Origin of the sequence: Thalassotalea fonticola, from assembly GCF_032911225.1 — a bacterium.
In the GTDB taxonomy this organism is placed as follows: Bacteria; Pseudomonadota; Gammaproteobacteria; order Enterobacterales; family Alteromonadaceae; genus Thalassotalea_A; species Thalassotalea_A fonticola.
Map to the genome: position 1 here is coordinate 4,198,316 of NZ_CP136600.1, position 12,995 is coordinate 4,211,310.

General features: G+C 37.9%; 13 protein-coding genes. All 13 read left to right on the plus strand.

The genetic code is table 11. The features are described from left to right. Positions 1-131: 131 nt before the first annotated feature. The 13 genes from RI844_RS17190 to dnaB all read left to right on the plus strand — a co-directional run bounded on the left by RI844_RS17190 (position 132) and on the right by dnaB (position 12,879). Complete coding sequence (locus tag RI844_RS17190; RefSeq protein ID WP_348395876.1) at positions 132-602, plus strand: SPOR domain-containing protein; 471 nt, start codon at positions 132-134, stop codon at positions 600-602. Between the two features lie 104 nt (positions 603-706). After that, complete coding sequence (hslV, locus tag RI844_RS17195) at positions 707-1,225, plus strand: ATP-dependent protease subunit HslV (RefSeq protein WP_348395877.1); 519 nt, start codon at positions 707-709, stop codon at positions 1,223-1,225. A gap of 62 nt (positions 1,226-1,287) precedes the next feature. After that, positions 1,288-2,616 (plus strand): HslU--HslV peptidase ATPase subunit, encoded by a 1,329-nt coding sequence (gene hslU / locus RI844_RS17200; protein ID WP_348395878.1) that lies wholly within the window; start codon positions 1,288-1,290, stop codon positions 2,614-2,616. A gap of 30 nt (positions 2,617-2,646) precedes the next feature. Then, on the plus strand, positions 2,647-3,015 hold the full coding sequence (locus RI844_RS17205; protein WP_348395879.1) for a gamma-butyrobetaine hydroxylase-like domain-containing protein: 369 nt from the start codon (positions 2,647-2,649) through the stop codon (positions 3,013-3,015). A gap of 13 nt (positions 3,016-3,028) precedes the next feature. After that, entirely contained in the window at positions 3,029-3,502 is a 474-nt protein-coding gene (locus RI844_RS17210) for a YehS family protein (protein WP_348395880.1), read from the plus strand. A gap of 130 nt (positions 3,503-3,632) precedes the next feature. After that, a complete protein-coding gene (locus RI844_RS17215; protein WP_348395881.1) occupies positions 3,633-4,004 on the plus strand; it encodes a YbaN family protein in 372 nt (123 codons plus the stop codon). Between the two features lie 168 nt (positions 4,005-4,172). Further along, complete coding sequence (locus RI844_RS17220) at positions 4,173-4,730, plus strand: RNA polymerase sigma factor (protein WP_405054422.1); 558 nt, start codon at positions 4,173-4,175, stop codon at positions 4,728-4,730. Positions 4,731-4,732: 2 nt separating this feature from the next. Then, positions 4,733-5,233: a hypothetical protein gene (locus RI844_RS17225; protein ID WP_348395882.1), complete on the plus strand. Its 501-nt coding sequence runs from the start codon at positions 4,733-4,735 to the stop codon at positions 5,231-5,233. A 66-nt stretch (positions 5,234-5,299) separates the two neighbouring features. Beyond that, positions 5,300-6,253, plus strand: a complete 954-nt coding sequence (locus RI844_RS17230; RefSeq protein WP_348395883.1) for a DUF4097 family beta strand repeat-containing protein — start codon at positions 5,300-5,302, stop codon at positions 6,251-6,253. A 261-nt stretch (positions 6,254-6,514) separates the two neighbouring features. Then, the gene (locus RI844_RS17235) at positions 6,515-8,449 is read left to right on the plus strand and encodes a PrkA family serine protein kinase (protein WP_348395884.1); all 1,935 of its coding nucleotides are present in this window, start codon (positions 6,515-6,517) and stop codon (positions 8,447-8,449) included. Between the two features lie 18 nt (positions 8,450-8,467). Beyond that, complete coding sequence (locus RI844_RS17240) at positions 8,468-9,766, plus strand: YeaH/YhbH family protein (protein ID WP_348395885.1); 1,299 nt, start codon at positions 8,468-8,470, stop codon at positions 9,764-9,766. Continuing rightward, positions 9,756-11,279, plus strand: a complete 1,524-nt coding sequence (locus tag RI844_RS17245) for a SpoVR family protein (protein ID WP_348395886.1) — start codon at positions 9,756-9,758, stop codon at positions 11,277-11,279. Before RI844_RS17240 ends, RI844_RS17245 begins: the two co-directional genes overlap by 11 nt. Before the next feature lie 172 nt (positions 11,280-11,451). Continuing rightward, on the plus strand, positions 11,452-12,879 hold the full coding sequence (gene dnaB / locus RI844_RS17250; RefSeq protein ID WP_348395887.1) for a replicative DNA helicase: 1,428 nt from the start codon (positions 11,452-11,454) through the stop codon (positions 12,877-12,879). The last annotated feature ends 116 nt before the right edge of the window (positions 12,880-12,995 follow it).

The window sequence follows — 12,995 nt, forward strand, 5'->3', positions numbered from 1 at the left end:
GTATTCAGGTTCAAAAATAACAATTGTAGAGTGCTATGGCTCATCAAGATTATGTTGCTCGCCCCCGCGCAACCAAAAAGAAAAAAAATCCTTACAAACCTAAGGCTAACAAACAGGCGCAGAAACCATCAATGAAACCTTTGATAATACTCGCCGTTATTGTGGTGTTAGTCTCTGGTTTTGTTTTTAGCTTAAACTTCATGAGCGACAATGCGCCAGATGTTGAAGTGGCTGAAATTAAATTGTCAGAGCCAAAACCTGCAGTCGTAGAAGATATCTTGCCTGAAATACCCACTGAAAAATGGACTTATATGGATAACTTGCCTAATAAAGAAGTTGCGGTAGGTGATTATGAAGTCAAAGAGAAAGGCCCTTATCAGATGCAATGTGGCTCATTTAGAAAGCAACAACAAGCAGAAGAATTGAAGGCAAATATTGCTTTTGCTGGTTTAGGATCGAATATACGTAAAACCACTGGCAAAAATGGTGTTTGGTATAAAGTAGTACTCGGTCCATTTGAACGTAAACGCATGGCGGAAAGCGCTAAACATAAATTAAAGCGTAATAAGATCAATTATTGCCAAATCTGGCTTTGGACTTGAAAAGCTAAGCATTCATTCCCACATATCCTATAAGTATGTTTTTCGGAGCGTCTTGTCTGCCAAAATAGCAGACCGCGCTCCGATTTTATTTATAGAGGTTTAATGTGACTACTATCGTATCTGTAAGACGCAACGGTAAAGTATGTATTGGCGGCGATGGTCAAGTGTCGTTGGGCAACACCGTAATGAAAGGCAACGCTAAAAAAGTACGCCGTTTATATAATGAAAAAGTATTAGCTGGTTTTGCTGGCGGTACTGCCGATGCGTTCACCTTATTTGAGCGGTTTGAAAGTAAACTTGAAATGCATCAAGGCCATCTTACTAAATCAGCTGTGGAACTGGCTAAAGACTGGCGTAGTGATCGCGCCCTAAGAAAACTGGAAGCTATGCTTGTAGTTGCCGATGAAACTGCGTCGTTAATCATTACAGGTAATGGCGATGTTGTACAGCCGGAGAATGACTTAATTGCTATTGGCTCAGGCGGCAACTATGCACAGGCGGCAGCACTTGCTTTATTGGAAAATACTGAATTATCTGCTCGTGACATTGTTGAAAAATCTTTAACAATTGCCGGTGATATTTGTGTATTTACCAACCAGAATCAAACCATCGACGAAATTTAAATTTATTACCATGATAGTGGTTTTTGCTCGCTGTAATGGCCAGTATCAAAGAGGAATTTTCCATGTCTAATATGACTCCACGTGAAATTGTTCACGAATTAGATTGCCATATCATTGGCCAAAATGACGCTAAAAAAGCGGTAGCTATTGCCCTTCGTAATCGCTGGCGCCGGATGCAACTTAATGAAGAGTTGCGCACTGAAGTTACCCCAAAGAATATTTTAATGATTGGCCCAACAGGTGTGGGTAAAACAGAAATTGCACGTCGTTTAGCGAAACTTGCCAATGCGCCATTTATAAAAGTAGAAGCAACAAAATTTACTGAAGTGGGCTATGTTGGTAAAGAAGTTGAGACGATCATTCGTGATCTTGCCGATATGTCGGTGAAATTAACGAAAGAGTTGGAAATGACTCGGGTTAAGCATTTAGCCGAAGAAGCAGCGGAAGAGCGTATTTTAGATGTACTTATTCCGAACCCAAAAAATTCGTTCGGTGAAGATGAATCAACTGACAATTCATCTACTCGCCAAGTATTCCGTAAGAAATTACGTGAAGGCAAGTTAGACGATAAAGAAATTGAGATTGATGTTGCTCAGCAACAAATTGGCATGGAAATCATGGCGCCTCCAGGTATGGAAGACATGACGAACCAATTGCAAAGCATGTTTCAAAACATGTCTCAAGATAAAACCAAAAAACGCAAATTGAAAATTAAAGATGCGTTTAAAGCTTTGCAAGAAGAGGAAGCCAGTAAAATGGTTAACCCTGATGAGCTTAAAGAAAAAGCCATTCATGCAGTAGAGCAAAACGGTATCGTATTTATTGATGAAATCGATAAAATTTGTAAGCGTGGTGACACCTCTGGTCCTGACGTTTCTCGTGAAGGTGTACAGCGTGATTTATTGCCATTAGTTGAAGGTTCAACAGTAAGTACGAAACACGGCATGGTAAAAACGGATCATATCTTATTTATTGCCTCAGGTGCGTTCCAAATGGCGAAACCGAGTGACTTGATCCCTGAGTTACAAGGTCGTTTACCTATTCGTGTTGAACTTCGTGCACTAACCGTTGAAGACTTCGTTCGAATTTTAACTGAGCCTAATGCGTCATTAACCGAGCAGTATATTGCGTTATTGGCGACTGAAGGAGTGAAGGTTGAGTTTACTGAAGATGGTATTCAATCAATAGCCAAAGCTGCCTGGCAGGTAAATGAAACTACTGAAAATATTGGTGCTCGCCGTCTACATACTGTGATGGAGCGTTTAATTGAAGAGTTATCGTTTCAGGCTGATGCTAAATCAGGTGAAACAATTGTTATTGATAAAAGCTATGTTGAAGGTAAACTTGATATTCTGGTTAAAGATGAAGATTTAAGTCGCTTTATTCTATAATTGCTTTATAAATAATAACTTGGAGAGTAGATGAAAATTACGCAACTTGTCTTAAATGAACAGACAGATGAACTAACGTTAAATTTTGCTGATAATTTTAGCCAAAGTTTAAGTTTTGAATTTATGCGTGTTTACTCTCCTAACGAAAAAACTTCGAAAAAAGGCCAAGCGAAAGCACCGGTAAGTCATAAGAAAATGGTTAAACTATTGGCTATAGAACCTTTGGCTAAACATGGCTTTCGTTTAGTCTTTGATGATCAACACAGCGCAATTTACAGCGCCCAATTGCTGCAAGAGTACGCTCATAATAAAGCTCGACTGTGGCAAGAATATATTGATGCCTTAGCGCTTACCGGCCATAGCCGAGAAGCAATGATAGACATTACCCAAATCCAGTAAACAGTGAGAGATCATGACTAACAACGATATTTTACGCCGCATTCGTTTTGTATTTAATTACGACGATAGCACCATGTTATCTATTTTCGCTCAAGCTGAACTGAAAGTTGATATTGAAAAGTACCATCATTGGTTACGTAAAGAAGACGATGGCAAGTATGTAAATTTAACCGACACTCAATTAGCGACGTTTTTAAATGGTTTAATCAATAAAAACCGCGGTAAACGTGAAGGCCCACAGCCTAAACCGGAGTCCAGGTTAAACAATAATATTATTTTACGTAAGCTTAAAATTGCCTTAAATCTTAATGATGAAGACATGCTGGCTATTTTAGCTTCAGCTGATTTACGCATTGGTAAGTCTGAGCTTAGTGCTTTTTTCAGAAAGGTAGGACATAAGCATTACCGTGAATGTAAAGACCAAGTGATGCGTAACTTTTTACAAGGTATGCAAATTAAGTACCGCGAAAGTAACCCTTACGCTTAGATAGAACGGCTATAAAGTAGGGTCAGAGTCAAGTTTTAACAACAATACTTGACTCTGACCCTACTTTATTTCTCCCTGCAATCCCGCATCTTGAATGGTGTTAGGTAATTACTGGTTTAGGACAACGATAATGAAGCGGTTTCTCTATCTAGCAGTTGGATTTGGCTTTGTTGTCTTAGCTATTATTGGCATCGCCTTACCCGTACTACCTACCACACCATTTTTATTGGTGGCCGCTGCATGTTTTGCTAAATCATCTAAGCGTTGCCATAAATGGCTGATAAACAATAAACTATTTGGTCCAATAATTCATAACTGGCAAAAAAATCGTTGTATTCCTAAAAGAGCTAAATCTGTAGCGGTATTTTCAATTCTTATCTTTGGTGGTTTTTCTGTACTTATCGCAGTGCCAAATATCTATGGAAAGCTAGCAACACTGACATTATTGGCAATTGGATTATCGGTTGTTCTTAATATTAAAACCTGCCCAGATTGCAAATAGTAATTCCCCTCTATTTTTATACTTTTTAAGTTCTTGATAACTCGCTATTATTAATGTTAGTTGTGAAAAATAAATTAATTTTTATTGCTCTAAACCTTTTTAATCTTTACTGCATCTTACTTAATAACAAAACATTAAAACAAAATAGCTTTTTAGGATTTAAATAATTTGTCTGCTCCGAACACAGTGATAAATGCCGAAGATGTTTTTGCCCAAAAACAAGAGCAAGAATGGGTCACAAACGCCAAGGCCGGCGATCGACACGCATTTAACCATTTGTATAAGTTACATATTGGCCGAGTGTATGCATTGTGTTTACGTATGTTGTCTAACCGTGACCAAGCCGATGACGTGGCGCAAGAAGTATTCGTGCAAGTGTGGTTAAAAATGGAGAATTTTCGTGGCGATGCTAAGTTTTCTACCTGGTTGCATTCAGTAGCTACCAATACGGTATTAACCCATATGCGCAAACAAAAAAGCTGGGTACAAAAAGTTTTTAGTATTGAAGATAACCCGCAAGCGGAGCAAGCAGGTAATGAAATTGAAGATTTATCAGACTTGGACAAAGTGATTTTGCGTTTACCTGAAAGAGCTAGAATTGTGTTTGTTTTATTTGCCGTAGAAGGCTACAGACATGAAGAAATAGCAACAATGCTAAATATGGCGGTGGGTTCGAGTAAATCTCATTATCATCGTGCCAGAACATTATTAAAAGAGTGGTTGTAACTATGAACAAGTCAATAACAGATCAACAATTACAAACACAAATAGACAATCTTGCCAAAGAGATAAAGCCTGAACGTGATTTATGGGCAGGTATTGAACATGCTATTGAACATAACGCCCAGCATGACAGTACACCTAAAAAAACTCCGTTTACACCTTACGCATGGGCTGCATCTGTTGCCTTAGCTGTAGTTCTGACTTGGAACTTAAATACTGAACAGCCTGTTCAAGTAGCCCAAGTGAGTGCGCTAGATATTATTGTGCAGCAATATGGTCAAGAAAAAAACAGCATGTTAGTTAGTTTTGGTGAACCAGATATTAAAGCACTACCAACTGAGATTCAGGAGCAGTTTAATGAGCTGGATTCAGCCAGAAAGTCATTAATTAAAGCTTTGGCAGATGACCCCGATAACGCTGACTTGCTAAACCTATTAAAGTGGACACAACAGCAAGAGCTGAACTTGATTGAGCACTTGTATAGTCCCCAATGGCAAACCATATAACGGCAAAAAATAGTGCTAAAAACTATTTAGAAGATAATTAAAGTCAGTAATGATATCGAGAAATGTATGAAGTTTTATAAATTACCGTTAGCAATTTTAGCACTCACATTCGTGCTTCCTGTATTTGCAAAAGACGTAGATCAAAAAATATCAGTTAGTAGTAGTGCCAACATTAGTGTTGATAATTTACGTGGCAAAGTTGTAATAACAGGAACCGATACTAACCAAGTATGGGTGTCGGGAAAATTGGATGAAAAAGCGACTGATTTTATTCTAAAAGCCGATGGCGATAATGTTTTCGTGCAAGTTAAAATGCCTGCCCAGATGAATAATAGCTTTTGGGAACATGACGGTCAGGAAACTGACATCGTTATTGAAGTACCACAAAGTGCAAAACTTAGATTCCAGGGGGTATCAAGTGATATTTCTGTGAGTAATATGAGTAATGATGTAAGAGCGAAAACCGTAAGTGGTGATGTAATTGTTAAGCAACTTAGCGGAAATCGAGTCGATGTTGAAACGGTAAGTGGCGATATAGATGCTAAAACCTTAACAGGCCGTATAAGCTTATCTACCGTTAGTGGCGATATTAAAGATAATAATTCTACCGGTCGTATTGAATATTATGCCGTAAGTGGCGATATAGAAGTAAATGGCTCGGCCGAAGAAGTTGTTGCTAATGTAATTTCAGGTGATTTAGAAGTTACCTTAAATAATGTGATTGATGCTGAGCTATCAAGTGTCAGCGGAAACGTTGATGCTAAGCTTGATCTTAGTGATGACGGCCTGTTAAAAATGTCGTCAGTAAGTGGTAATCTGAATCTTGCTTTGCAAAAGGAAGTTAATGCCTATATCAAAGTTAATTCAAATGCCGGTGGCAAAATAACTAATCAACTAACCGATGATAAAGTGGAAAAAGACAAATACGGGCCACACTCGAAATTATCAACTCAAGCTGGCTCTGGCAGCGCTTCAATTAAAATGTCGACAGTATCGGGTAACGTTAAATTGCATTATTAAAGATTTTTATTTCAATGATTTCAAACTAGTTAAGCCAATCTTTTGTTATTTAGACTGGCTTTTTTATCACTGAATTACCCGCTCTTTTACACTTTCATAACCATAATAATTATTTGTTTTAACTAGACTAATCCTTATCTTGAAGTATTCTTAAATGAAAGGTTATTCAATTTTTTACAAAATAAAATAATTTTTTTTGCTATCAAAACCCTGTTTTAACGGTCTAATTGAATAACCGCAATGAAATCTGTAGGGGTGATTATGAGTATTTTTAAGCATTATCAGAGCCGCTACGACTTAGCTAAAGAAGAGGAGCTAACGTTAACAGAATTTCTTCAGCTGTGTCGTAATGACAAACTAACCTATGCTAATGCAGCAGAGCGATTATTGGCTGCCATAGGTGAACCTGAGTTAATTGACACTTCGCAAGATCTGGTATTAAGTAGACTCTTTTCTAATCGAGTGATCACTCGTTATCCTGCTTTCGCTGAGTTTTTTGGCATGGAAGAAGCCATAGAACAAATTGTGTCTTATCTCACTCACGCATCGCAAGGTTTGGAAGAAAAGAAACAAGTATTGTATTTATTAGGGCCCGTTGGTGGTGGTAAATCTTCATTAGCTGAAAAACTTAAAGAGTTAATGCAGCAAATACCAATCTATGTACTGAGTGCCAATGGCGAACGAAGCCCAGTAAATGATCATCCTTTCTGTTTATTTGACCCTGAAGCTGATGGCAAAATTCTCACCGAAGATTACAACATCCCTTCGAGATATTTAAATACAATTATGTCTCCTTGGATGGTTAAACGCTTACATGAGTTTAATGGTGATATCTCAAAGTTTAAGGTGGTGAAATTACACCCTTCGATTATTAATCAAGTTGCCATAGCTAAAACTGAGCCCGGTGATGATAACAACCAAGATATATCATCACTTGTTGGTAAGGTAGATATTCGACAGCTAGAGCACTTTGCTCAAAATGATGCTGATGCTTACAGCTACTCAGGTGCTCTGTGCCGAGCAAATCAGGGGCTGATGGAATTTGTTGAAATGTTTAAAGCGCCGATTAAGGTGTTACACCCGCTATTAACGGCTACTCAAGAAGGTAATTACAATTCAACGGAAGGACTTTCTGCTTTGCCGTTTTCAGGTATTATCTTAGCTCATTCTAATGAGTCGGAATGGGTAACGTTTAAAAATAACAAAAACAATGAAGCGTTTCTCGATAGGGTTTATATCGTTAAAGTTCCATACTGCTTAAGGTTGTCAGAAGAAGTAAAAATTTATCAAAAATTGCTCGACAACAGTGAGTTAAGCGATGCCCAATGTGCACCATCTACGTTAAGTATATTAGCGCAATTCTCTATCTTATCTCGTCTGGTAACGCCGGAGAACTCAAGCATTTATTCGAAAATGAAGGTGTATAACGGTGAGTCATTAAAGGATACCGATCCGAAAGCAAAATCTTATCAAGAATATCGAGATTATGCCGGTGTTGATGAAGGTATGTCGGGGGTTTCAACTCGATTTGCCTTTAAAATTCTTTCTCGGGTGTTTAATTTTGACCATCTTGAAATCGCTGCAAACCCAGTGCATTTGTTTTATGTGCTTGAACAGCAAATTGAGCGAGAACAATTAGCTAAAGAAACGGCTGATAGCTATTTAGAGTTTATCAAAGATTATTTGATCCCTGAATATATTGAGTTTATTGGTAAAGAAATTCAAACCGCTTATCTTGAATCTTATTCAGAGTACGGACAAAACATATTCGACAGATATGTGGTGTATGCAGACTTTTGGATCCAGGATCAAGAATATCGCGATGCTGATACTGGCCAAATACTTAATCGTTCAACCTTGAACAGTGAATTGGAGAAAATTGAAAAGCCTGCCGGTATATCTAATCCGAAAGATTTTCGTAATGAAATTGTCAATTTTGTCTTAAGAGCGAAAGCCAATAATAATGGTAAAAACCCGCTTTGGACCAGTTATGAAAAACTTCGCACAGTGATAGAGAAAAAAATGTTCTCCAATACCGAGGACTTGTTACCGGTGATTTCATTTAACACTAAATCTTCTTCGCAAGACCAGCAAAAACATGATGAATTTGTGCAGAGGATGATCAACAAAGGCTACACCGCTAAGCAAGTTCGGTTATTGTCTGAATGGTATTTACGAGTTAGGAAATCATCTTAATGCACAGGGAGAATGTTTATGGCTGTTTTTATCGACAAACGTTTGAATGCAAAGAACAAATCAATGGTCAATCGCCAAAGATTTGTACGTCGTTATAAAAGTCAAATTAAACACTCTTTAGCTGAATCGATTAATCGCCGTAAAATCACCGATCATCAATCTGATGAAGATGTCACTATCTCTAAAAAAGACTTATCTGAACCTACATTTAAGCAAGGTGATGGTGGTATTAAGCAGCGTATATATTCGGGTAATGACCAATTCAGTGAAGGAGATAAAATACCAAGGCCTAACGACCCTAAAGGCAAAGGACCAGGTGAAAGTGGGGCAAGTGATAGTGGTGTAGGTGAAGATGATTTTATTTTTTCTATCTCGGCAGATGAGTATCTAAATTTATTGTTTGACGATTTAGCACTTCCTAATTTGCAATTCAATCAAGTTGATAAACTCATCGATTATAAAACAGTACGCTCTGGCTATAGCAATGAAGGCGCTATAGCAAATGTTGATATTGTAAAATCATTGCAAGGCTCTATAGCAAGACGTATGGCAATGACTAGTGAAAAACGTAAACAACTTAATGATTGTCTGCAACAACTTGAATTACTAGAGCAGGAAAACAAAGAGCCTAGTACAGAGAAAGCCAGATTAATGAAAACGATTGCTTCTTTGCAAGACAAAATAGCGAAAGTGCCGTTTATTGATACCTTTGATTTACGTTTTAGAAACTACGACAAGCAGGCAATTCCATCCTCAAAAGCAGTTATGTTTTGTTTAATGGATGTATCTGGCTCTATGGTGCAAGCGACTAAAGATATGGCGAAACGCTTTTATATTTTGTTGTATTTATTTTTAACCCGAAATTATGAAACTATTGATGTGGTGTATATCATTCATCACACTCAGGCAAAAGAAGTAGACGAGCAGGACTTTTTCTATTCGAAAGAAACAGGCGGTACCATTATCTCCAGTGCACTCACATTACTCTATCAAATTATCAAAAAACGTTATAACTCAAAAGACTGGAATATTTACGCTGCGCAAGCTTCAGACGGAGATAATTGGCAAGATGATACGCCCAAATGTTATCAGTTATTGGCAAACAAGATCCTGCCGATAGTCCGATTTTATAGTTACATCGAGATAAACAATAGTGATCCAAAGTCATTATGGTTGGAGTATCAAAGACTAGCTGATAAGTACCCAAACTTTGCGATGAAACAAATTACCGAGGTGACCGACATTTACCCGGTGTTCAGAGAGCTTTTTAAAAAGACAGAAAGTATTAACGCTGCTTGGGGGCAATATGGCGGTTGATTTTAGCTTTGATAAATTACCCGATTGTGCCGAGTGGACATTTGACTACCTGGAAAAGTATAAACAACAAATCGATCGTGTAGCGAAATTTTATGGACTAGACACATATCCAAATCAAATTGAAATGATCACTTCCGAGCAAATGATGGATGCTTACGCCAGTGTGGGTATGCCAATAGGATATAACCACTGGAGCTTTGGCAAGCGGTTCCTGCAAACACAACAAAACTATATGCGTGGTCATATGGGATTAGCCTATGAAATAGTAATTAATTCAAATCCTTGTATAACCTATTTGATGGAAGAAAATACCTTAACTATGCAAGCATTGGTTATGAGCCATGCAAGTTACGGCCATAACTCTTTTTTTAAGGGGAATTATTTATTTAAAACTTGGACTGAGGCCGACTCTATTATTGATTATTTATTGTTTGCTAAGAATTATATTCATCAATGTGAGCAAACGCATGGCATAAGTGAAGTAGAAGCCACGCTTGATGCTTGCCATGCGTTAATGAATCATGGTGTCGATCGATACAAAAGACCGCAAAAAATCTCTTTAGCAGAAGAATTGGAGCAACAAAAAGAGCGAGAAATGTATTTGCAATCGCAAGTAGACCAATTGTGGCAAAAGTTAGATAGTAGCAACACTGAGCGCAGTAAACAGAAAAATAACCCCCTCATCTTTCCTGAATCACCACAAGAAAATATATTATATTTCATTGAAAAAAATGCGCCTTTACTTGCGCCGTGGCAAAGAGAAATTGTGCGTATAGTACGTAAAACCGCTCAATATTTTTATCCACAAAAACAAACACAAGTGATGAATGAGGGGTGGGCTTGTTTTTGGCATTACACCATTATTAATCACCTTTTTGATGAAGGCTTATTAACCGATAAATTTATGTTGGAATTTTTACATCACCATTCAAGTGTTATTAATCAGCCAGCATATAACTCTCCCCAATATTCAGGAATTAATCCCTACGCGTTAGGGTTTAACATGTTTATCGATATTCGCCGTATTTGTGAACATCCTAGTGATGAAGATAAACAATGGTTTCCACAGCTTGCCGGCAGTAACTGGCTAGATGCAGTTAAATCAGCGATGCATAATTACAAAGATGAGAGTTTTATTAGTCAATATTTATCGCCACACCTTATCCGAAAATTTAAGTTTTTTGAGCTCACCGATGATGCCAGTAAAAGTCACTTTGAAGTGGCCGCCATACACAATGAAAAAGGCTACCAAAAAATTCGCACCGCATTAGCCAAGCAATATGATTTGAGCCATATTGAAGCTAATATTCAAATCATTAACGCTGACATTGAAGGCGATCGTTCATTAACTTTGGAGTATATACCGCATAATGATGTCAGCTTGGCTGATACTAAAGACGAGGTAATAAAACATTTACATTATTTGTGGCAGTTTGATGTTAACTTAGTGATGCAAGATAAAGAAATGCACACTAAGGTATTGAGTCATTGTCCTGAAGATGTTGAGCCGTAACCTGTTTTAATATTAATTAGGTTAATTTTCATAACTAATCAAGATTCTCTTCAATTATTTTCATTAATAGCTTATCTTAAACAGTTAAATTAGCGATAATAGCCAATCATATAAAACCTGCATTTTTTGTATGTGAAACCAAGTATATTTTCGATATGGAACTCAAGTAATAATGGCGCAAAAGCAAGAATTCAAAAAAGACTTCAAGAAAGACTTTAAGAAAGCAAATGATAATCAAGTTGAACAGCTTAAAATTGCTCCTCACTCATTAGAAGCCGAGCAATCAGTACTTGGTGGTTTATTACTTGATAATAGCTCTTGGGATAATGTTGCCGAACGAGTTGTAAGTGATGATTTCTATTCTCGTGCTCATCGTACTATTTTTGAGAGCATTGGCGAGTTACTTGAAAAAGGCAATCCGGTTGATCTAATTACCTTATCAGAAGAATTAGAAAATCAGCAACTAATCGATGATGTTGGCGGTTTCGTTTATCTCGCTGAAATGATGAAGAATACCCCAAGTGCGGCCAATATTAGTGCCTATGCAGATATTGTACGTGAGCGTGCTGTTACTCGTGAATTAATAAAAGTTGCTAACAATATTGCAGATGCAGGTTACGATACGCAAGGTCGGCCAAGTAGTGAATTACTTGATTTTGCTGAATCTGAGGTTTTTCAAATTGCCGAGCAACGGGCGAGTAAGTCAGAGGGCCCTGAAAACATTCATTCAGTAATGGAAAAAACGGTTGATAAGATAGAAAAACTTTATGGTCAACCACATGGCGGTGTAACAGGTGTTTCTACTGGTTTTACCGACTTAGATAAAATGACAGCAGGTTTACAGCCTTCTGATCTGATCATTATAGCGGCAAGACCGTCGATGGGTAAAACCACGTTCGCGATGAACTTGGCTGAAAATGCGGCAATGATGCAAGATAAACCGGCACTAATATTTTCACTAGAGATGCCTTCAGATCAAATTATGATGCGTATGTTGGCATCACTTGGCCGCATTGACCAAACCAAAATTCGTACCGGTCAGTTAGGCGATGAGGATTGGGCTAAACTATCAAATACCATGTCGCTGATTGTTGATAAAGGTAAAATGTTTGTCGATGATGCAGCAGGCCTTACACCAACAGAAGTTCGTTCTCGTGCTAGACGGGTTGCTCGTGATAATGGTGGTCTATCTATGATCATGATTGATTATTTGCAACTTATGCGTGTTCCACAATTTAGTGATAACCGTACCTTAGAAATAGCCGAAATCTCTCGTTCATTAAAATCTTTAGCCAAAGAATTACAAGTACCAGTGGTAGCACTGTCACAGTTAAACCGTAGTCTAGAGCAGCGTGCCGACAAAAGACCGATTAACTCAGATTTACGTGAGTCGGGTTCAATTGAGCAAGATGCCGACTTGATTATGTTTATTTATCGTGACGAAGTGTATAACGAAGATTCTGCCGACAAAGGTACGGCAGAAATTATTTTGGGGAAACAACGTAATGGCCCTATTGGCCGGGTGCGATTAACGTTTCAGGGGCTATATTCTCGCTTTGATAATTTTGCCGGTCCTGGTGGCATTATGGATGAAGATTAGCTGAGAACTTCCAAGGGCGGCTTAAATTCTATTTACTTTACGATCAACATAGACGTTATTTAATTACCAAGCTATATTAGTATATAGGCTTTAAATTTCGGTAAACAGGCAGCATC